Origin of the sequence: Citrobacter sp. Cpo147 (assembly GCF_030332405.1) — a bacterium.
Lineage (GTDB): Bacteria > Pseudomonadota > Gammaproteobacteria > Enterobacterales > Enterobacteriaceae > Citrobacter > Citrobacter portucalensis.
This window is the reverse complement of the sequence record NZ_JAOWHX010000035.1, coordinates 24,561-46,713: the sequence shown is the minus strand read 5'-3', so window position 1 is coordinate 46,713 and position 22,153 is coordinate 24,561. Positions and strand designations below refer to the sequence as shown.

Genomic DNA, 22,153 nt, shown 5'->3' with positions numbered 1-22,153 from the left:
GCTCCCGGTGGTTAACGTAGAAGATTCACATCCCATAACGCACTGTCGCTGCTTGAGACGGCTATCGCGCCGTGCAACAGTGCTGTCTGAGCATGCTCCTCATTGCAGACAAACCCGGACGCCACAATCGGCGGCAACACATTACGATCGGCCTGCGGGAGCAACGGCAGCATCTGCGCGGGCATCAGTTGCACATAATCAGGTTCGCTTTGCTCCACCGCTTTCAGGCTGCGTAGCCAGGTGGAACGGTCAGTGACAAAGATTTTCTGCATGGTCACCAGCCCACATTTTTTCGCACGCTGTACGGTTTGCAAACGCGTAGAGAGCAGCCCCATCGCCCCTGTTTCAGCCACATAATCGATGCCACCTTTATCCTGCGACAGCCCATTACAACTGTCGATATTGACGATGACGTACTTTCCCGCCTTCGACAGCAGTTCGATCACTGGCTGGAGCTTAATCAGATCAATATTGGCAATAATGCAGACTTCAGCTTTGCTGGACAGCGCGGTTTTCAGTTGCTCAATGCCGTAAATCGCCATGATGATTGGATGGCGTGCCAGAAGCACGCCAAGGTTTTTGATCATGATTGACCTGCCCGATGTGAGTGAAGCTCAGCGCTTAACCCCAGTTTTCCCGGGTTCAGGATATTCTGCGGATCCAGCGCCTTTTTAATATCGGCCAAAACCGAAAGCGATTCGCCTAATGAGGCCTGCATATAGGGGGAACGAAGCAGCCCAACGCCATGGTGATGGCTGAGGGAGGCATTGTGTTTAATCAGCACCGCATTTGCCGCGTCCCATGCGGCACGATACCACGCCCCGCGTTGCTCAACGGCCACATCGCCACGCAGCGAAAAGTAAAGGCATGCGCCATCGACGTAGGCGTGAGACTGGTGCGCTGAACCAGCCAGCGTCCCCGGTACAGCGTTAATCGCAGCCACCACATCATCATATACCGCGCTGAGATCGCGCCAGCGTCCCACCATTTCCAGCGTGTCCGCCACCAGGCCGGGGCTTTTCTTAAAGCCTTCAGCGCTTTTGCCCGTCAGATACCGGGTATCCAGCCAGCGTTCAAAGATGGCCTCACCGTCAAGTTCCTCTCCGCTCTGCTTACAAACACGCTCACTGATAGCCAGCACCGCGTCGACCATGTCTGGCTGTCCTTCGTCCGCAATTAGCAGGACATTGGTCTCTGGCAGACCAAACTGCACGCCGCTTTCCAGATTATCGTACAAACGTAGTGCCGCCGGATTCGCGCCATGCTGTAAGATTTCGCGACATGCCTCCAGTCCACTGGCGAAACTGGAAAAACCCCAGGCGATGGCGCGGCCATAATCCGGCAGGCGATGCAGCTTCAAACGCACACGCACAATCACACCCAGCGTGCCTTCCGAACCAATGAACATTTGCTGTAAATCCGGTCCGATAGCGCTGCGTGCATAACCGCCCACGGTGATTAAGCGCCCATCGGCAAGTACCACATCCATCCCAAAAACCATATCTTCAATTTTGCCATAGCGGGTAGAAAGCTGCCCCGCACCACGACAGGCGACCCACCCACCCACGGTACTAATGCCAAACGAAGACGGCCAGTGGCCCATCGTCATACCGTACTCTTTTTGGATGGTTTGTTCGAAAACATCGCCAAACATGCCGGCTTCTACCTCAACAATCTGACTTTGCGGGTCAAAGTCGATAAGTTTATTGAGTTCGCAAACATCCAGCACGATCCCCCCACGCAACGGCAAGGCGGCTCCGGTAACGTTACTCCGCCCGGCAGAAACCGTGACCGGGATGGCGGATTCACTGGCAAGACGCATCACGTCCTGAATCTGTTCCACGGTGGAAACGCGCACAATCACCCCTTTTGAGGTGGCGGGGGCGCCCTGGGTTTCCGCAATCATCGAACCGGCCCACCAGTCACGGGTCCAGGAAATCACATCGGCCTCAGACGTCAGCACTTCATCGGCAATGACCCGCAGACGGTCAAACGTTGCTTCGCTTATTGCAACGGGATCAACCTGCATTCCTTTTGCGCCACCGCTGCGGGTGATATCCGTTGCCCATGCGGGACGAGTATGTGCGCCAACGGTATAATTTCCACGGTTGTAACCACGTTTAATCGCTTCTTTACTGATCATTCTGATGTCCCCATAAGCATTGATTTTTCATGTTTAATTGCGGCCTGATAGCTGGCGACCTGTTTAGCCACGTGCTCAGGATGTAATCGGAGTTCTTGTTGCAGTATTTCCCCAACGCGTTCAGCGGCAGCGGCTGATGCATCGCGCGCCATCAGGCGAGCACGAATTCGGCGCGACAGCACATCGTCAACAGTGCTGGCAAGCTCATGGCGCACGGCGTACACCACTTCCGCTTCGGTATAGGGAAGCCCTGCGACGATAGGCTTCATGAGCGACGGATCGGCCTGGATAATGTCACTGACAAAATGGGCTTCAGTACCGTAGCGCTCGCCCAGATGCGCAGACAGACCACCTGAGGCCAGAATGGCCTGCGGGTCATAACCCGCCGCGCCAAGCAAATACGCAGTTTTCGTTGAGCAGGCCTTCTTACGACCCAGTATTTTGCTGGCCGCGTCGATGGTTTCTTCCGCCATATGACGTGATGTCGTCAGTTTGCCGCCGACGATGGTAATGAGCCCGTCCGCTGAAACCCGGATCTCATGGTTACGCTTCATCTCAACGGTCTTTCCACCCGCCACGCCCACCAGAGGACGGCAACCGGCGATACTTCCCACCACATCTTCCGGGCGCAGATCCGTTTTCAGCGCCGAGTTGGCCCCTTCCAGCAGAAAGTCCAGCTCAGTGCGATTACAGTTAACATCGTTCAGATCGCCCTGATAGTCTTCATCCGTGGTGCCCAGATAGGAGACGTTACCCCAGCGCGTTATGGTCGCGCGTCGACTGCGTCCGGCAACCGGGATGGTCACGGTGCAATCATTGCGAATCTTCATCCATGGGATCGCGACGTGAACTCCCTTCGCCGGGCGAATATTCAGAGGGGACGCCTCCCCTTTTTTCAGCCCGTTCCAGTCACGCAGCCAGACGCCCGTCGCCATAATGACTACCCGCGCTTTGATCCGAATTTCTCGGGCATCGGCATACACAATGGCCCCATTGACTTTGCCGTGCTGGTCACGTGTGGTTTCAATGACTTCGGCATGGTTAGTCACCGTCGCCCCATGAAACGCCGCCGTGCGCACCAGGGCGAGCGTTAATCTGGCATCGTCAACACGGGCATCGAAATACATAAAACCACCGGAGAGTTGTTCCTCTTTCAGCGTTGGGCAGTGCGACAGTACTTCCGCCGGAGTCAATTTTTGGTGAAGGATACCTTCCCGCCATCCGCCGGCGAGATCGTAGGTCCAGAGCAGACTTTCAAACGCCGAAGACATGCGCTTATCAAACACGCCATTCTTATCAAGCACCGGAAATAAAAAAGGAAGCCGCTGCACCAGATGGCGAGCGTTCCGGCGCATACGCTGGCGTTCGAGCAAAGAGTGACGCACCAGCCCCAGGTTCCCCTGCTCGATATAACGCAGACCACCGTGCACCATTTTTGATGACTTGGATGACGTCCCCGAAGCGAAATCGCTTTTTTCAATCAGCGCGACCCGATAGCCACGCAGGCTGGCATCCAGCGCCGCATAGGCTCCTGTCACGCCGCCGCCGACAATCAGGATGTCGTAGGTTTCGCTTTCCAGTCGGTCCAGTTGCTCAGGTCGATGCAGACGCAACGGCTCTGCGCCGTACATTTCACTACGTGTTTTGTTAGGCTTTCGCGAGGGGAAAAACTTCATGAGTGGGTACGCTCCTGATTAGCTGAAGTGAAGCTGCTGGCGGCATCTATTTCGAGCGCAATACGCATCTCCCAGCGGTTTATTTTTTGTTCGCGAAGGTCATGACTGATTTTGGGTTCAAACAGGCGCGCTGTTTTGAGCGTGGCGCAGGCATCAGGCAACGAGTCCCACAGCAGGCCATCGGCCCCTGCCAGAAATGCCGCACCACGTAAGCTGGCCCGTGCTGTTTCGGCCATCCGCCGTACGGGGATCCCGCTAACATCAGCCTGGATTTGCAATAACGTATCGCTATTGGATAACCCGCCCCCAACCACCAGTTCTTGTGCGGGTATGCCGGTTGCCGCTTCATTCGCACGAATACAGGCAGCGACCGAATGCGCGATACCTTCCAGAATGGCGTAAGCCACCTGCGGGCGCGTGGTCGAGATTGAAATACCGTTAAGGGAGGCGCGGGCCTGCGGTTGCAGATGAGGAACACGCAGACCCGTCAATGCCGGAATGAAACTCACGCCGCCAGAATCACTGGCTTGCGCAGCCAACTCGCTAATTTGTTCGGGCGAGTCAAACCAGTGCAGCTTTTCGCACACCCAGTTCAAAGCCGAACCGGTAGTTGGAACGAAAGTTTCTACAGAGAAGTGTGAACGCCCTTTTTGGCGGCGAGCCGTCATTGTGAGCGTGCTTTCACAACTCTTATTCAGCGTCGGTACCGTCGGCCCCATCATCAAGTCGACAAAGCTGCCGGTCCCATGCATACAAAAAGCCTGTCCGCGTTCAGTACAGCCCAGGCCGATAGCCCCCGCAAACTGATCTCCGGCGCAGGCCCGGATCGGGACGCTAATTCCGAGGATATCTTCACACGTGGTGCCAAAATCATCAGCATCATCATGTAATGATGGCAGCAATGATGCTGGGAAATTCAACGCCTGCAGCCAGGGCAAATGATACTGATGCTCGTTAAGGCAATACGCCCCAGCAGACGTGGCGTTAGTAGGGGTAGTGACACATTTTTTTTCTTGCGCCAGATGCCAGAGCAACCAGCTGTCAACGGTGCCAAACACCAGCGTTCCGGCCTGGTGCGCTTTCTTCACTGCCGATGTGTTGGTGATATGGTATGACGCCCAGAGGTAAGGAGAGCGTATCCCGACCGGCCGACCAATGAGCGGCAGCAGCTTCGCATCCCAGTAGGGGGCTAGTTGCGCCAGTTCATCCGTAAAACGTGCATCCTGCCAAACCATCGCAGGTGCCAGCGCCTTGCCAGTGCCTGCATCCCAGAGCACCGCCGTGGAGCGTTGCGTAGCAATCGCCAGCGCCACAATGCGCATCTTGCTACGCTGGGCGTTGGCAATCGCTGCGCGACACACGGCAATGGTGGCCTGTAATATTTCATCAGCATCTTGTTCAACAACGCCATGGCGCTGGCTACTGACCTGAAGCGGTTGGTATTCCAGGCAGTGGACCTGGCTATTTCGCGCCACCACTGCCGCGCGCGTACCAGATGTCCCTTCATCTATCGCCAGAATGACATCTTCATATTCAATCATTTCGTGCTCCTGTTTGACTCGGGGGCCATCGACTCGGGATAGGATGAATGGGGTGATTCGAACTGCGGAGCACCAGGCTCGTTATCCGGCTGGATGGTCGTGCGAGTGGGATCCCACGGGATCGCAAAACAGACGATGCTCGCAAATAGCGGAACAGCGGACATGATCAGGAAAGTTGTTTGCAGACCGTACAGATCGCGGAAGACGGGGAAAATAAACAACCCAAGCGCCGCACCGATTGCGCCAAGCGCCCCCACCACACCGTTGGCACCCGCCCGCAGTTCACTGCGAAAAGAGAGTGATGAAAGGCTTTTCCCATTTGCGCCAGGCCCGCCAGAGTGACAAAGAATAAACAGCGCAGGGACCAGCAAAGAGGCCCACAGCGGCATACTGTCGCTGAACAGTCCCAGCGTAAGCAGTACGAGAAAAGCCACGGCAAAACCGATCGCCGACGAACGGCGCAAGCCCAGACGGCGACCTATAGCGGGCGACAGGAAGCCGCCAACGATACCGAAAACGTTAAAAAACAGTGAGCACAATGTTGCATATACAAAGTTCTTACCAAACATCGCAGCGCTAATAACCGGTAAATACCAGCCGACACCAAAATATTGTATTGACTGGCAGATCTGAACCGTAGAAGCCAGAATCGTACGCGATAAATAAACACCACGGAATATTAGCAGAACATTTTTTGCACCTTTTTCCGCTTGCCCAATGACCGGTTTTTGCTCCGTCTTTGGTGCCAGAATAAAATTCTCACCGTATATTTTATTCATAGCGATCACGGCCTCAGAAAGACGTGATTTTCTCGCCAGCCATACCGGACTTTCAACTAAATAACGAAACTGGAAGAACAGAACAATCAGTCCGCATAATGCTGTTACGGCAATAGAATAACGCCAGATAGCATCTCCAACATCCCAGGAATAAAACATCAACGCCAATGCCAGGTTTAAACACACAGCGACATACCACACCCCTTGCCAGGTGTTTAAACGGCTTTTTAGTTTCACCGGGGTGAACTCCGCTAACATCGCCATGGCCACGGCAAAATCCATTCCGTAAGAGACGCCAACGAAGAAGCGGCCTATGATAATAGTGCTGAAACTGGAGGACGACATCACCAGCAACGCACCGATCACCGCCATTATTTTGGCAATAATCAGCGGTGGAACACGCCCCCAGCGATCGGCAATCCAGCCGCCGATGGGGTTAAATAATATGGCAACCCACGATGAAAATGAGGTCAGCAGCGCAACTTCGGTCGCGCTCAGATTTAAATTGCGGGTCATTGGATTTAATCCAGCGCTGAGGGCTGAATTTGAAAAAGCGTCAAGAAACAGGCCACCTAGCGCTAACCACCAAATAACACCGGCTCTGCCATTGATTTTTCCGCGTGAGTCGATGCAATGAATAACATCATCAACACCACGGATTTTTATCGGATTCGAGAATGAGCATGCGGACATGGCTTTCCCCTTCATAATATTCGGAAGAAGGTCGCCATTAGCTAAAAAAATGCAATAAGAGACCATCTTAATTTCACAGATAGTCTCTTATCTAAAATCTGTATTTTTCCACTCTAGAAGGTAACGGAAAGCGTGTCAAAGCGACTTTACCGGTTGACTTTGATTTTGTGATATGTAGCACAATTGTTAACAAATGATTACATTAACAACGTTTGCCGTGGCATTTCTGGCTGATGCCTGCATGCCTCTATGCGATGGCTGGACATCCCCTCAGCGCTAATACCAGACCTATGCTGAACATACGTCGTTTCCTCGGCGCATCGTTAATGCAAACCCGCAATAAATAGACTTGAGTATACGATTAGATCTATCACAAATTACCAAGGTACAAATAAAGTCATTTAAATTCATTAGATTACGATTAACTCTCTTTACTTATCGTTATTTTCCACATTGATTTTCGTTATGTCGATCACATTCACATCAAAATGATGGTGATCTTAAAATAGGATTTAAATATTGTGGTCAGGCCGCTAGACCACAATAAGAGGATATATCATGAAAAGAAAAACAATGGGATGGCTTATCGTTTTTCTTCTATTTATAGTTTACATGCTTAACTATATGGATCGTTCAGCATTGTCGATCACCGCTCCACTCATTGAAAAGGAATTAGGATTTAATGCCGCTGAAATGGGTATGATTTTCAGCGCATTCTTTGTTGGCTACGCACTGTTTAACTTTATCGGTGGCTGGGCCAGCGACAAGTTTGGTCCTAAGACAGTATTTTTGGTCGCCGCATTACTTTGGTCAGTATTTTGTGGGATGACCAGTTTAGTTACCGGTTTATGGACTATGCTGGCCGTACGCGTATTATTTGGCATGGCCGAAGGACCAGTTAGCGCAGCCGGCAATAAAATCATCAATAACTGGATTTCGCGTAAAGAATCAGCCACTGCGATTGGTATTTTTAGCGCCGGTTCACCGTTAGGTGGTGCAATTTCTGGTCCGGTCGTTGGCCTGTTGGCACTTTCATTAGGCTGGCGTCCGGCATTTGGGATTATTTTCCTGTTTGGTTTAGCCTGGGTCATTCTCTGGTACTTCATTGCCAGTGATAAACCCTCCAAAAGTAAACACCTTGCCCTGGAAGAGCGTGTCGATTTTGAAAACCATGACGACATTATTTTAGCGGATGACGGTAAAGCAATGCCTTCTCTTGGCTACTACATGAAACAGCCGATGGTGTGGGCAACGACGCTGGCCTTCTTTAGCTATAACTACATACTCTTTTTCTTCCTGACATGGTTTCCAAGCTACCTGAATCACTCATTACATCTTGATATTAAAGAAATTAGTATTGCAACCGTGATCCCGTGGGTGATAGGCGCAATCGGTATGGTTCTGGGCGGCGTATGTTCTGATTTTATCTATCGCGTTACAGGAAATGCCCTGCTTTCTCGACGTCTTATTCTCGGCGTGTGCCTGGCTGGTGCGGCGATTTGTGTTGGTGTTTCAGGCACAGTCACCACCATCAGCAGCGCCGTTGGACTGATGTCTGTCTCGCTCTTCCTGCTGTATCTGACCGGGCCAATTTACTGGGCTGTTATTCAGGATGTAGTGCATAAAGATAAAGTTGGTAGCGTCGGCGGAGCCATGCATGGGCTAGCGAATATTTCCGGGATTATTGGCCCGCTGGTCACCGGATTCATCGTTCAGTTCAGCGGTAAATATGATTACGCATTCTATCTTGCTGGTGCTATTGCGATTGTTTCCAGCTGCCTGGTATTCGTATTTGTCAAAAATAAAGGATTGAAAGAAAATGAAAGTCAAAGCTGTTTACATCAATAAACCCGGTGAAATTGAAACCCGCTGGGTTGATTATCCTGAAAAGAAAGATAATGAAGTGCTGATTAAAGTTGATGCTGCCGGAATATGTGGTTCTGATATTGGTGCATTTCGCGGAACTAATCCTTTAGTAACCTACCCACGTATTATTGGCCACGAAGTTACCGGCGTTGTTATTAAAGAAGGCAATGGTATGCCGGCCAACATAAAAGAAGGAGACCGCGTAATTGTTGACCCTTATATCTATTGTGGTCACTGTTATCCCTGCTCGGTAGGCAGAACAAATTGTTGTGAGAATCTAAAAGTAATTGGCGTACATATTGATGGTGCAATGCAGGAGGTGGTTGCTCACCCTGCGCATTTGATTCACAAAATCCCTGATGACGTAGCCTCCGAGATGGCTCCGCTGGCAGAACCGCTGACCATTGCGCTACATGCGCTACATCGGGCCAAACTCACCGCAGGGGAACATATCGCCATCATTGGGGCGGGTGCGATAGGTCTGATGGCGGCACTGAGCGCATTACGTTATGGCGCGACACCTATCCTGATCGATATCGTGGAAGAAAGACTCCAGTATGCCAAATCGCTAGGCGTCCCGTACGTTATCAATCCCTCGAATACGCAGGTTGTTGACGCGATAAAAGATATTACGCAGGGCACGATGGCCCAGGTCGTGGTTGAAGCCTCTGGCGCTAACAGCGCGATTCGCGAAACGCTGGATCTGGCCTCTTTTGCTGGTCGTATTGCCTTCACCGGCTGGCCAAAACAGGAAACATCGTTACCCACCAATCTGATCACGTTTAAGGAACTGGATCTTCGCGGATCCCGCACCAGCGCAGGCGAGTTTGAAGAAGCGTTACAGATGCTTGCAACGCTGAACATCAATCCTGCGGATGTTGTCAGCAAAGTAGTGAGTATTGATGAGGTTCCTGCCGCTGTAAAAGAACTCGATCAATACCCGGAACGCTATCTGAAGATCAATGCGACCTTTCATTAATTTTCCCAGGAGATAAAACAATGGAACAAACCTGGCGTTGGTATGGCCCGAACGATCCCGTGTCGTTGTCCGATGTTCGTCAGGCCGGAGCAACCGGCGTAGTAACAGCGCTTCATCATATTTCAAACGGTGAAATCTGGTCAGTAGAAGAAATTCTCAAACGCAAAGAGATCGTAGAGAAAGCCGGTCTGGTCTGGTCCGTCGTGGAAAGCGTGCCGATTCATGAAGATATCAAGACCCATACGGGGCAATACGATCTCTGGATTAGCAATTATCAGCAGACGCTGCGTAATCTTGCCCAATGTGGCATCTATACCGTGTGTTACAACTTCATGCCGGTTCTGGACTGGACGCGCACAGATCTGGAATATGAATTGCCCGATGGCTCAAAAGCCCTGCGCTTTGACCAGATTGAGTTTGCCGCCTTTGAGCTGCATATTCTCAAACGTCCGGGAGCCGAAGCAGATTACACCGCGGATGAGATAGCTCAAGCGGGTGAGCGTTTCGCCACCATGAGCGAAGAGGACAAGGCGCGGCTGACACGAAACATTATTGCCGGTCTGCCAGGCGCCGAAGAAGGTTACACGTTGGACCAATTCCGTAGCCACCTGGCGACTTATCAAAATATCGACAAAGCGGCCCTGCGCGAGCACTTTGCCTTTTTCCTGCGGGCTATCATCCCGGTTGCGGAAGAGGTTGGCGTACGCATGGCCGTGCACCCAGACGATCCGCCGCGCCCAATTCTTGGTCTGCCGCGTATTGTCTCCACCATCGAAGATATGCAGTGGATGGTGGAAACCGTCAACAGTATGGCGAATGGCTTCACAATGTGTACAGGCTCTTATGGGGTGCGCGCAGACAACGATCTGGTAGATATGATTAAACAGTTCGGCCCACGGATTTACTTTACCCATCTGCGCTCCACGCAACGCGAAGATAATCCCAAAACCTTCCATGAAGCGGCACATCTTTCCGGTGATGTCGATATGTACAACGTGGTGAAAGCGATAGTCGAAGAAGAAGAGCGCCGTAAAAATGATGGTAACGCCGTCTTGATCCCCATGCGACCAGACCATGGTCACCAGATGCTTGACGATCTGAAAAAGAAAACCAATCCCGGTTATTCCGCTATTGGGCGTCTGAAAGGTCTGGCTGAAGTACGTGGTGTTGAGCTGGCTATCCGGCGCGCCTTTTTCAGTTAATCAGATTATTGCCGCATGGTGTCCATCGCTATGCGGTTTTTCATTCCGTCAGGACCGGTCTTTGATAGCACATCATCAAAGAAGATCTTCAATGACAGGAGGTTGTCATGGAACAAAATCTCGCCAACGCTCAGATTTCCACCCCGCGCCCATGCTGGGATCGTTCACGCCTGGTTTCTCGAATCGTACATCTTGGCTGCGGGGCCTTTCACCGAGCCCACCAGGCACTTTATACCCATCATCTGCTGGAAAGCAGCGATAGCGACTGGGGTATCTGCGAGGTTAACCTGATGCCCGGAAACGATGCCACGCTAATTCAAAATCTAAAGGCGCAGGATCTGCTTTATACCGTTGCCGAGCGTGGGGCGCAAAATACAGAACTTAAAATCATCGGTTCGATGAACGAAGCTCTGCATCCAGAATTCGATGGCGGAGATGCAATTATCCGCGCAATGGCGCGCCCGGAAACCGCCATTGTTTCACTGACGATTACCGAGAAAGGTTATTGTACCGATCCCGCCAGCGGCGAACTGGATCTGAATCACCCGTTTATCCAGCATGACATTGTAAACCCGCAGTCACCAAAATCGGCGATTGGCTATATTGTCGAAGCTCTGGCATTGCGTCGCAAGCAGGGATTAAAGGCCTTTACCGTGCTTTCCTGCGACAACGTGCGAGAGAACGGCCATGTCGCGAAAGCAGCTGTCCTGGGGCTGGCAGCGACCCGCGACCCGCAACTGGCCGATTGGATAGCCGCGCATGTTACGTTTCCTTGTACGATGGTGGACCGCATTGTCCCAGCGGCAACGGATGAGGCATTAGCGCAAATCGCCGGGCAGCTTGGCGTGTACGATCCCTGTGCCATTGCCTGCGAGCCGTTCCGCCAGTGGGTTATCGAAGATAACTTTGTTAATGGTCGTCCGGACTGGGATCGGGTTGGCGCGCAGTTTGTGGAAGATGTAGTGCCGTTTGAAATGATGAAGCTGCGTATGCTCAACGGCAGTCACTCTTTCCTCGCATACCTTGGTTATCTGGGTGGCTACGAGACGATTGCCGATACGATGACAAACCCGGCGTATCGCAACGCTGCGCTGGCGTTAATGCTTGATGAACAGGCTCCAACGCTGTCGATGCCTGAAGGTACAGACCTGGCAGGTTATGCGGAGTTGCTGATCGCAAGGTTTAGCAATCCATCGTTGAAGCACCGAACCTGGCAAATTGCTATGGATGGCAGTCAGAAATTACCGCAACGCTTGCTGGACCCCATTCGGCTTCATCTTGAACAAGGAGACAACTACCGTCGCCTGGCTCTGGGCGTTGCAGGCTGGATACGCTACGTCAGTGGTATAGATGAAAAAGGCAATCCAATTGAAGTGGTCGATCCTTTGGCGGAACAGTTTAGGGCTATTTATCAGCACTATCCATCAACTGGGGAGCGTGTCAGGGCACTACTGGCAATTGACACCATCTTTGGGCGGGATCTGCGCGATAACACCGACTTTGTTGAGCATGTCACCGCTGCCTGTCAGCAATTGCACAGCTTAGGCGCGCGTGCAGCGGTAGCCGCTCTGAGTTATTAACGCTTATTGTTTCAAAGACCCACGATCTGCCTGACGTAAGCCAGATGTTCCAGAGATTTTTGATAAGCGCCGTCAGCATCCGCCTGGCGAATCGCATCCACAATTGCTTTATGTTGCTGATTCATACTGGTTAACACATCCCGGTTGCCGGAGCGTTTGTCCAGTCCGGCATACGGGATGTTAACGCGTTGCTCCCACAACATACGCGACATATCGAGCAAAACGCGGTTCTGACTGGCTTCAGATACCGTTAAATGGAATAGCTTATCGAGAGAGTAAAAACCGTGGACATTGTTTTCACTAATGGCTTTTTCCATGCTGAGGTGCAGCGCTTCAAGCTGGCTAATTAGCTCATCTTTCCCGGCCTGGGCAGCAAGACGCGCACAATGGCTGTCGACTAACTCACGTGAATAGAGGATTTCTTCAACCGTATAATCACTGGCAGAATGCTTTTTATCAGTAACAATCACGCCATTACCGGACTGGATGGTGATCCACCCTGAGATCTCAAGCACAATCAACGCTTCTCTGAGCGATGCCCGACTCACGCCAAGTTGCTTCGCCAGTTCACGTTCAGGGGGCAAGAAGCTTCCCGGCGGAAAAATACTATCGTTGATGAGCTTAATGATGAGATTGGCTATCTTTTGATAGAGCCGCTCCTGTTTTACCTCAGGAATAACCATGTGCATCCCGTTCCCTTCTGTGTACGATTTTTAACTGATTTATCTTATCATTCCCGGAGTTAAGAAACGCATGCCTGAGTCAGTTCCTTGTAACAGAGGTAAACAAATTCACTCACCAGATACCTGTGTAGAGACATTAAAGTTGTATCCTTTAACCTGAAAAAGACTTTAAAGTTGTAAAGTTTTAAAAAAAACACATACAAAACATGATGCTAAGTGTGTATCACACGCTGTTCCAACATTATGCCTTGATGTTCTTGCAGGAACTGCAATTTACAGGAGGAAAAAGGTGTTTTTGTAGTTATCTGGCGTTACGTGACAGTGTTGGTCAGATACTTCCACCTCTTCAGAGTTAAAGTTTGATATATGGGAAAAAAAAACGCTCCCGGACGGGAGCGTAAGCCAGTGACTTCGGCGTCAAATGAGGGTCTAACAAGTGGAGCTGCGGGTTAATTCTGGGTGATCTGACTGCGATGCTTATCAGCCTGCTGCTGGTGAACAACGGAAGACTGACCATTATTCGCCTTCTCATGTACAGCTGCGGCCTTCTCATGCTCGCTCATTTCAGAAAATGACTTTGCTGTTTCGTTGGTAGCTCCGGGTTTAGCTTTCATCATTTTTTTATGCATTTCAGCCATGTCCTGGTGGGCAGCAGAATTGCTGTTTTGCATCATGTCATGGGACATTGCGGCCTGATCGTGACTGCTCATATCCATCATTGTCATGCTGTCTCCCTGAATTGCACTTTTTTCAGCAGATGACTGCATCTGGTGGGCAGGTGCCTGTGCATTATTTACCTGGTCATGCATGTTCATTGTCTCTGCAGCCATGGCAGATGAAGCGGCAGCCATAATGGCAACAAATGATACGAGAATCTTTTTCATGGTTGGGTCTCCGGTGTTTACATACCCAAACAATCAATGGCTTATAACAGAGAAAGCAGTTGATCTCAGGGCGGGTTAATCATCACTCCAGGAACCAGGTGATTGTGTTATCACGCTGCTCCTGATTTATGAATAATTATAAAAAACCGCCTCTGTTTATCGCGTGACTGAATGATGACAATTTTGTCACCTTCCAGGTTTCTCCTGAACAACGGGATTAATCCATTAACAGGCGCACTTTGAACACAATTTCACGCCCCTGCTGTTCTGCTGACAGCTCGCCGCCGTGAGCATGAATGATCGACCTTGTAATTGATAAGCCCAGCCCCGCGCCTTCCGTGTTGTAGAACCTTGATGAGTCTGCGCGATAGAACCGGTCAAACAAACGTTCCAGATTAGCGGGAACCTGGCCGGACATCGTATTCGTAATCATCACGTTCACACAGTCACTGTCACGCTCAAGGTGTATCGCTGTACAGGTGTTATCGGGAGAATACTTGATTGCATTGGAAAGCAGGTTACTGAAAGCACGTCGGAGCATATCGCTGTCTCCGGCAACAACGCCCTCTCCTTCAACCGTGATTGTCTTTCCTGTTTCGTCTGCCAGGGGCTCGAACAACTCACGTAATTCATTCAGTTCGGCTGCCAGATCCACATCATGTTTATCCAGCCGCAGCAGACCATGCTCTGAACGTGCCAGAAAAAGCATGTCACTGGTCATTCGTGACAACCTTTTCAGTTCTTCCAGGTTAGCGAATAAAATTTCGCGGTAATGCGAAACATCCCTTTCCTTAGCCAGTGCAAACTGCGTCTGCATCATCAGATTACTGACTGGTGTCCGCAGCTCATGCGCGATGTCAGACGAGAAATCTGACAGTTTCCGGAATGCCCCCTCCAGGCGATCAAACATATTATTGAACTCCTGCATGGTCTCAGAGATTTCCGGCGGAGCCAGATCGGGATTTAGACGCTGATCCAGGCTGTGTACGGTCATGGAGGAAGCCAGACTGGTCATTTCCCGTAGCGGTTTCAGACCAATACGTGTGGTCAGCCAGCCCAGAAAAACAGAAATAAAGACCAGACCGATATTGAACCAGAACAGCCAGGTACTGAGTTTGTCCATAAACAGGGTGTGATACCCAGTATCCGTGGCAACCGTAATGATGACATGTTTGCTTTTACCCTGTTCCGGCGTCACGGCAACCCGCCGCGAGATACTGCGGTACACGGTGTTATTTTCTTCCGTCTGGATCATATAGTCGAGAATATCACCCGACTTATTAAGCAGGGCCGCTGGAACAACAGAATTTTTGGCATAGAGTTCAACAATTTTTTCATTTTCCATGTTTTTTATAGAAATGAATAAGCCATTGTGCCCCACCATCGCATCGTTTATTTTTTCTGATAATGACTTAATATCCGTTTTGTTCCTGAACGTCTCTGTTTTAAGAAACTCTTCGGTGAGCTGAAGTTTACCTGTCAGAAAATCGCGGTCCTGATTATCGAAATAGCCATTAAGGGTGCTAATCAGGATAAAACTTGATAACCACCATACCGTAAGCATCACCGCAGAAAAAATCAGGCTCAGGCGTGTGGTCAGGGAAATTTTGAACCTCACTCTTCTCTGATCTCCAGGACATATCCGGCACCGCGAACGGTATGGATCAGTTTTGGCTCAAAGTCATCATCAATTTTACTTCTCAGACGTCTCACGGCGACATCAATCACATTCGTATCACTGTCAAAATTCATGTTCCAGACCAGGGACGAGATAAGACTCCTGGGTAACACTTCTCCGGTGCGTTGCAGCAACAACTCAAGCAGAACGTATTCTTTACCGGTGAGATGGATCTTCTTCCCCGAACGGATCACGGTCCGGCGCACCATATCAACGGTCATATCGGCGATGGTGCAGACTGTTGCGGCCTGCGAGCGTGCCCGGCGCAGTAGGGTTCTTACACGTGCAACCAGCTCCGTAAAATCAAAGGGCTTAATCAGGTAGTCATCTGCGCCAAGCTCCAGTCCTTTCACTTTGTCCCGCACGTTGTCCTTTGCGGTTAAAAACAGGACCGGTTCTTCGTGCCCGGACTCCCTCAGTGCGCTGATGATTTGCCACCCGTCGAGGAAAGGCAGCATCACGTCCAGTATTATCAAATCATACTGTCCCTTCGACGCGGCCCCGAGACCATCGCGGCCATTATTAAAGAGATCGGCCTGATAGCCTTCCTCAACCAGTCCCTGCTGCAGGTAACGACCTGTTTTTTGTTCGTCTTCAACGATTAAAATACGCTGCATGGTCAACTCGCTGATATGAAAGTAAAAATCTCACGCATGAGCTTTGGCTGTCCCCTAGCTGACCTGAGACGGAGCAAGCATTCCGAGCCACGCTACGGCGCCCAGAATGATAATCGCAACAACGAATTCTGTCAGGATGCTGTTTCGCATCAGGGCAACGCTGCGATCATAATTCCCTTCCCTGACCATAACTTCAAGCCGGGGACCCAGGTGAAACCGGTTTGCTGCAGCCAGAAGAAGCATCAGAACAAACAGAGCCGTCTTGGCAAGCAATATCCTCCCCCAGGAACTGTTGAATAAGGGAGTTAAGTTACCCTCAGCAATATACAGATAGTTGACCAGCGCACTCAGGATCAGGGCTACAACAATCACCGTTCCTGCCGTGGCAAATTTTGCCAGGGAGTCAGATATCACAATGACGCTCTGTGCATTATGCTCGTTTCTGCGCATCAGCAGGATAGCAAATGCAACCAGAGCACCTGTCCAGGCACCTGCAGCGCCGAGATGGGTCAGATCGCTCAGTAAATGGAGATAGTAATGCAGACCGTCATGCATAACGGCGTGTCCTCCCCAGGCAAGTGTAGCCAGCGCCACGCCCCCACTCATCGTCATCAGCAGGCAGGACAATACTCTCTTATTAGTGTAAAGGAACAAAGCACCGAGTGTGGTAAACAGGGCACAGAGCCTGACAATCCAGCTAATACCCACATCAGTTTCTTCTATCACCATCTCGATAACATGGATGGATAATTCTCTGAGGTCAGTTACTCCACTCATGGCATTAGATACCAGGAGCATATTAATGCCAGTAAGAATGATGCCTGTAACAACAGCAAAGGTTATAAACGACCTGAAATTAGTCAGGTTATAGGTTTCATGTCTGACACCGCTTATTCCATATATCTGAAAAAATGGCAATCCAAATATTACCATCAAATCCAGATAAAGAAGAAAACGAATAACAATCATAATCAGGTCGTTCATAATATTACTTCACTGTAAAGGTGTAATTACCGGTAATAGGGTGCGTATCTGAAGAAACCGCGCGCCAGTCAACACGATAAGTGCCAGCGGGTAAAGGCTCTCGCGGAATAATGACCATCGATTTAGGGTCAGCGCCTGGCGCCACTTTTGCCGCGACCGGCATCGGAGAATGTGATGACATGCCTTTCATACCCGTCATCGTTAATTTTGCACCTGAGAATTTCACGGTCAGATTTTCCGAGAAATTAAGCTGAATCTTTTCCGGGGCCGCTACGGCTGAATCAGCCTGTGGCACAGAGCTTTTTAATTCCGGATGGGCCATAGCAGAGAAAGCAACGCCCATAACGAGGCCACCTGTAAGAATGGCTTTATTTAAAATCGACATTTTATTTACCTGTTTAGTTGAGTGTTTTATATCAGTGCGTTAAAACCAGATTCTGGCTCCCGCCAGGAATACTACCTGATGGTCTTTCTCACCTTCTCTTTTCGCCATATCGGATGTTTTCCCGTAAAGTTGATTCCAGGAAACGCCTATATAGGGTGCAAACTCACGGCGTATTTCATAGCGCAGCCGGAGCCCCAGCTCTGTGTCAGTCAGTCCCCTGCCGCGACCCCGCGATTCATCATCCTGACTGTAGAAATTCACCTCATAGGATGGCTGGAGTATGAGCCGGTTAGTCAGTAAAACGTCGTATTCTCCTCCCAGACGAAGGGCTGCTTTTCCGCCATTACTGACAAAACCCGTAATTTCAGACTCAAAATTATAGAGTGCCAGCCCCTGAAAACCGACAGCAGCCCAGGTCCGGGCAGAAGCAGGTCTGAAATCCTGCCTGACACCCGCAACCAAATCCCACCATGGGCCAACCGCATGTCCCCAGAGTAACTGCGCTTCAGCCGCCTCCGTTTCCCCATTGCTTCGTTCACCTTCACTCTTTAGCCAAATCCGATCTGTGTCGCCTCCAATCCAGCTGTTAACACTCCAGCTGAAATTGTTGGTGTTATCCGACCGTTGCCATTCCAGTTGATCCAGCAGAACCAGATAATTAATCGCACTGTCGTGAATCGCATGCCCCTGTAAATTGCCGAATGCAGCCTTCCGGTCGGCATCGGTAACAGGCGGAATTGGCGTTCTGCTCTCAGTTACAATGGGCTCCATTGACGTCATCTCAGTGAAATTCTCATCTGCTGGCATCTGCATGGCAGACATGTCGTGCCCGGCGTGGGGATCTGCAGAGACGGAGCCCGCCGCAATAGAAAGCTGTGAGGTAAACAAACCGGCGACCAGAACAGGTATGGCCTTCAAATTTCTCTTCATTCGCATCATTCCTCCACCCGGACTTCACGAAACATTCCCATTTCCATGTGATAGAGCAAATGGCAGTGATACGCCCAGCGGCCAAGCGCATCTGCTGTCACTCTGTAACTGCGTTTTGTACCAGGGGGAACATCTATTGTGTGTTTACGAACCATGAAATTACCGTTTTCATCTTCCAGATCGCTCCACATACCATGCAGGTGAATGGGGTGAGTCATCATGGTATCGTTGATCAGCGTGATCCTGAGCCGCTCACCGTATTTCAGCAGCACCGGTGCGGCATCTGAAAACTTGATTCCGTTAAATGACCAGGCAAACTTTTCCATGTGGCCGGTTAAATGCAGTTCTATGGTACGGCCAGGTTCACGTCCGTCAGGATCCTCAAAGCGGCTTTTCAAATCCGCGTACGTGAGAACCTTTCTTCCGTTATTTCGAAGACCAATACCCGGATCATTTAATTTCGGAGAGACGCTCATCGCCTGCATATCAACCAGTGGGTTATCCGTTTCTGACGCAGGATGACTTTGCATACCCGGCATTCCGGCCATCCGGGAATGATCCATACCGGCCATGCTGCTGTGATCCATGGGCGCGGAGGATGTCCCGCTATCCGGAAGGTCAGCACCGTCCATAGACATCATCTCTCCGCTGTTATCCATGCCTCCCATCTGGCTGTGGTCCATTCTTGCCATATCATGTCCCATTCCCCCCATACCCATATCTTCCATGGTCAACAGAGGACGGGGATCGAGGGGGGGAACGGCAGCACTTAACCCCTCTCTCGTGGCCAGTGTCCCTCGAGCGTAACCGGTCCTGTCCATGGATTGTGCGAAGATGGTATAGGCCTCACCCTGAGGCTCCACAATGACATCATAGGTTTCGGCAACGGCAATCCTGAATTCGTCAACGGTAACCGGGTTTACATACTGGCCATCTGCAGCCACGACCGTCATTTTCAGCCCGGGGATACGGATATCGAAATAGGTCATTGCCGAGCCGTTGATAAACCGTAAGCGTATCTTTTCACCGGGACGGAACAGTCCGGTCCAGTTTTTCAGCGGGGCCTGCCCGTTCATGAGATAGGTGTAGGTGTAGCCACTGACATCCGCGAGGTCAGTCGGATTCATTTTCATTTCAGCCCACATTTTCCGATCGGCAATGGTGGCTGACAGCCCCCTGGTATTCACGTCGCGGAAAAAAGAGCCAACGGTTGGTTTATTGAAATTGTAGTAATCCGACTGTTTTTTTAATTTTTTCAGCAGGCTGTGAGGATTTTCATCGGTCCAGTCAGACAACATGACCACATGCTCACGATCGTAAGCAAACGGTTCTGGCTCCCTGGCATCGATGATAATGGCACCGTATACCCCCTCCTGTTCCTGCAGACCGGAATGGCTGTGGTACCAGTAAGTCCCGTTCTGCTTAACCTTAAAGGTGTAAACGTAGGTATCATCAGGCTCTATGCCCATAAAACTCAGCCCCGGAACACCATCCATATTGGCCGGAAGAATAATGCCGTGCCAGTGAATGGACGTCTGTTCATTAAGACGGTTTTTGACCTTCAGGGTAATGGTGTCACCTTCTTTCCAGCGAAGAACGGGCCCCGGCAGGCCTCCATTGATTGTTTTGGCCTGACGCTCACTGCCCGTGATATTGACGGCCGTTTCACCAATGGTCAGGTCAAACTGAGTACCCTGCAGGGATGCGGCAACTGGCAGGCTCAGACTGGAACGCGCATTGAAACTCCATACGCCAAGACTTCCGGCTACGCCAGAGAGGGTTAACCCCTTCAGGAAAGTTCGTCGAGACGTTTTCAACAGCATGCGCATTCCCTTATTTAAAGTATGGTTACTGACAGAATTCGAGAACCGATTTAAATTAAATTACTGGTTCATCCACTTACAATGAAATGAATCTAGCACACCTTAAGAAACAAATTCATTACAATCGTGTAATGTACATAGCTGTATTACATTTACGTCATCTTCCCCACAGGTTGATTATTTTTATATATGATCATAAGGACATCTTTTATGTACCTCAGAAGGTAATTACACATGAATATATTAATCACGGCCACTGCGTTTACAGCTTTATTTTGTGGGGCAGCTTTTGCTCAGTCCAGTGATATTGCCCATGAAGCACATCGATTTGTTAATAATGCCTCAGCCGTCAGTCATGTGAATTCCTCGACGCATGAAAACTTACCGGACAGGGTTAATAAAAACAACACGCCCTCATTCTCTGAAATGAATGAACATGAAAGGGCCATTGTTGCTCATTCATTTATGAACAACAGCGCGTCCTATGCACATCAGAAAATGATTGAGGAACATAAAAAAATGCTGTCCGACAGTGGTGCAAATTCAAAGACCTCCTCTTCTTCTTTTAACGAACTGAATGCCGGAGAGAAAGCCGCCCTCATGCATGAGCAGGTCAATAATGCCGGTGCGGAAGCTCATCAGACACAGGCAAGAAAGCTTCGCGGCCTGTATTCCTCCAGGTAACTGCAGGCGGGTTAGTGCTTAGCAGGGCTTTACTGACGGGTTACGTAGCAGGACATGAGCCCCATATTGCTCTGCCGTAACCTGTTTCAGTCCCGTTAATCATCACCGTCAGGCTGGTCATACAGTTCCCAGATCTTCAGGAGCAAACGGGAAACAAGATATGTTACAAAAATGACGACCATCAACGGTGCTCCCGATTAACTGGCAGATGACACGCCTCCTGAAAACCCCTAGCATACGCCGCAGTGTTCATGCTAACGGCGAATTCCAGTAAATGTATTCTACCGATGTCGTAAAAGAAAATGCTTACCTTTCAGCCACCCGCTCGGTGCTGGAATCGAACGAGATCGCTATCCTTCAGCGCTCTTTGCCTTCCCGCTTTAATCTTCGGCATTTGAAAAAAAATGAATCATTAAAACTCGTACTGCAAAAGAAAGCGGGAAAATCACGTGTAGTGGCTTATAAATTTACGTCCGGCTCATTTAATTACACGGCGTATCGTATATCAGACAAAAAGTTCTATAATCTTTCCGATACTTCCGGGAAAGGCAGTCTCGATTATCCGTTACCAGCCACAGCAAGACTCAGTTCACCTTTCAATCCTGCAAGACTTAACCCGGTATCGGGAAAAGTGAGTCCCCATAATGGCATTGATTATTCCATGCCCATGAACACGAAAATAGTCAGCGTCATCGACGGAAAAATCACCCGGGCCGAATACAACAGTACCATGGGATATTTTGTTGAAGTAACGGGAAAAGCCGGTGTTAAAACTCGCTATCTCCACCTCAATAAAATACTCGTTACTAAAGGGGCCAGAGTTACCCGGGGAGGTGCTATTGCGTTATCCGGTAACAGCGGACGTTCATCCGGTCCTCATTTACATTACGAGCTGGTCATCAATAACAATCCTGTTAATTCACTGGCGTTCCGGGCATCGGCACCCGCTGATAACAAACTCGAACAGCATGCCTTTGCGCATGCCAGAGACTACGAACGATACCTGGACTGATAACGGGACCGCGA

19 protein-coding genes are annotated in these 22,153 nt (G+C 50.3%); 6 read left to right on the top strand and 13 right to left on the bottom strand.

The window, feature by feature from the left end:
* Positions 1-11: 11 nt before the first annotated feature.
* Genes OGY06_RS16875 through OGY06_RS16855 form a run of 5 tightly spaced genes read right to left on the bottom strand, consistent with a single transcriptional unit; the run spans position 12 to position 6,832 of the window.
* Positions 12-587 carry a glycerol-3-phosphate responsive antiterminator gene (locus OGY06_RS16875; protein WP_003827492.1) on the bottom strand — a complete coding sequence of 192 codons (576 nt, stop codon included), beginning with the start codon at positions 585-587 and terminating at the stop codon, positions 12-14.
* Positions 584-2,143 carry an FAD-binding oxidoreductase gene (locus OGY06_RS16870; protein WP_003827490.1) on the bottom strand — a complete coding sequence of 520 codons (1,560 nt, stop codon included), beginning with the start codon at positions 2,141-2,143 and terminating at the stop codon, positions 584-586. Before OGY06_RS16870 ends, OGY06_RS16875 begins: the two co-directional genes overlap by 4 nt.
* A complete protein-coding gene (locus tag OGY06_RS16865) occupies positions 2,140-3,819 on the bottom strand; it encodes a glycerol-3-phosphate dehydrogenase/oxidase (RefSeq protein ID WP_003827489.1) in 1,680 nt (559 codons plus the stop codon). The genes OGY06_RS16870 and OGY06_RS16865 overlap by 4 nt, the downstream gene beginning before the upstream one ends.
* Positions 3,816-5,360, bottom strand: coding sequence for an FGGY family carbohydrate kinase (locus OGY06_RS16860; RefSeq protein ID WP_240389441.1), 1,545 nt, complete (start codon positions 5,358-5,360; stop codon positions 3,816-3,818). The genes OGY06_RS16865 and OGY06_RS16860 overlap by 4 nt, the downstream gene beginning before the upstream one ends.
* A complete protein-coding gene (locus OGY06_RS16855) occupies positions 5,357-6,832 on the bottom strand; it encodes an MFS transporter (RefSeq protein WP_286605745.1) in 1,476 nt (491 codons plus the stop codon). Before OGY06_RS16855 ends, OGY06_RS16860 begins: the two co-directional genes overlap by 4 nt.
* Before the next feature lie 558 nt (positions 6,833-7,390).
* Between OGY06_RS16855 and OGY06_RS16850 the strand changes: the two genes are divergently transcribed.
* The 4 genes from OGY06_RS16850 to OGY06_RS16835 all read left to right on the top strand — a co-directional run bounded on the left by OGY06_RS16850 (position 7,391) and on the right by OGY06_RS16835 (position 12,459).
* Positions 7,391-8,680, top strand: a complete 1,290-nt coding sequence (locus OGY06_RS16850; RefSeq protein WP_164562417.1) for an MFS transporter — start codon at positions 7,391-7,393, stop codon at positions 8,678-8,680.
* Positions 8,652-9,677, top strand: coding sequence for a zinc-binding dehydrogenase (locus tag OGY06_RS16845; protein ID WP_003827481.1), 1,026 nt, complete (start codon positions 8,652-8,654; stop codon positions 9,675-9,677). The genes OGY06_RS16850 and OGY06_RS16845 overlap by 29 nt, the downstream gene beginning before the upstream one ends.
* Before the next feature lie 20 nt (positions 9,678-9,697).
* The gene (gene uxuA / locus OGY06_RS16840) at positions 9,698-10,879 is read left to right on the top strand and encodes a mannonate dehydratase (protein WP_003827479.1); all 1,182 of its coding nucleotides are present in this window, start codon (positions 9,698-9,700) and stop codon (positions 10,877-10,879) included.
* A 107-nt stretch (positions 10,880-10,986) separates the two neighbouring features.
* Positions 10,987-12,459, top strand: a complete 1,473-nt coding sequence (locus tag OGY06_RS16835; RefSeq protein WP_193134819.1) for a fructuronate reductase — start codon at positions 10,987-10,989, stop codon at positions 12,457-12,459.
* A gap of 11 nt (positions 12,460-12,470) precedes the next feature.
* On the opposite strand, the gene OGY06_RS16830 is transcribed toward OGY06_RS16835, so the two are convergent.
* From OGY06_RS16830 to pcoA, 8 genes are all read right to left on the bottom strand, one after another.
* Complete coding sequence (locus OGY06_RS16830; protein WP_003827476.1) at positions 12,471-13,148, bottom strand: FadR/GntR family transcriptional regulator; 678 nt, start codon at positions 13,146-13,148, stop codon at positions 12,471-12,473.
* 443 nt (positions 13,149-13,591) lie between these two features.
* Positions 13,592-14,026, bottom strand: coding sequence for a copper resistance system metallochaperone PcoE (gene pcoE / locus OGY06_RS16825; RefSeq protein ID WP_000723069.1), 435 nt, complete (start codon positions 14,024-14,026; stop codon positions 13,592-13,594).
* 217 nt (positions 14,027-14,243) lie between these two features.
* On the bottom strand, positions 14,244-15,644 hold the full coding sequence (gene pcoS / locus OGY06_RS16820; RefSeq protein WP_016246642.1) for a copper resistance membrane spanning protein PcoS: 1,401 nt from the start codon (positions 15,642-15,644) through the stop codon (positions 14,244-14,246).
* Positions 15,641-16,321 (bottom strand): copper response regulator transcription factor PcoR, encoded by a 681-nt coding sequence (gene pcoR / locus OGY06_RS16815; protein ID WP_001188930.1) that lies wholly within the window; start codon positions 16,319-16,321, stop codon positions 15,641-15,643. Before pcoR ends, pcoS begins: the two co-directional genes overlap by 4 nt.
* Before the next feature lie 54 nt (positions 16,322-16,375).
* Positions 16,376-17,254, bottom strand: coding sequence for a copper resistance inner membrane protein PcoD (gene pcoD / locus OGY06_RS16810; protein ID WP_229692861.1), 879 nt, complete (start codon positions 17,252-17,254; stop codon positions 16,376-16,378).
* A 55-nt stretch (positions 17,255-17,309) separates the two neighbouring features.
* The gene (gene pcoC / locus OGY06_RS16805; protein WP_000025662.1) at positions 17,310-17,690 is read right to left on the bottom strand and encodes a copper resistance system metallochaperone PcoC; all 381 of its coding nucleotides are present in this window, start codon (positions 17,688-17,690) and stop codon (positions 17,310-17,312) included.
* A gap of 39 nt (positions 17,691-17,729) precedes the next feature.
* Positions 17,730-18,620 (bottom strand): copper resistance outer membrane transporter PcoB, encoded by an 891-nt coding sequence (pcoB, locus tag OGY06_RS16800; RefSeq protein WP_001378118.1) that lies wholly within the window; start codon positions 18,618-18,620, stop codon positions 17,730-17,732.
* Between the two features lie 5 nt (positions 18,621-18,625).
* A complete protein-coding gene (gene pcoA, locus OGY06_RS16795; RefSeq protein ID WP_000925243.1) occupies positions 18,626-20,443 on the bottom strand; it encodes a multicopper oxidase PcoA in 1,818 nt (605 codons plus the stop codon).
* A gap of 234 nt (positions 20,444-20,677) precedes the next feature.
* Here pcoA and OGY06_RS16790 point away from each other — a divergent pair, with 234 nt between their 5' ends.
* Together OGY06_RS16790 and OGY06_RS16785 are read left to right on the top strand one after the other, a co-directional pair.
* Complete coding sequence (locus OGY06_RS16790; RefSeq protein ID WP_286605742.1) at positions 20,678-21,127, top strand: PcoE/SilE family metal-binding protein; 450 nt, start codon at positions 20,678-20,680, stop codon at positions 21,125-21,127.
* Between the two features lie 274 nt (positions 21,128-21,401).
* On the top strand, positions 21,402-22,139 hold the full coding sequence (locus OGY06_RS16785; protein ID WP_286605739.1) for a peptidoglycan DD-metalloendopeptidase family protein: 738 nt from the start codon (positions 21,402-21,404) through the stop codon (positions 22,137-22,139).
* Positions 22,140-22,153: the final 14 nt, after the last annotated feature.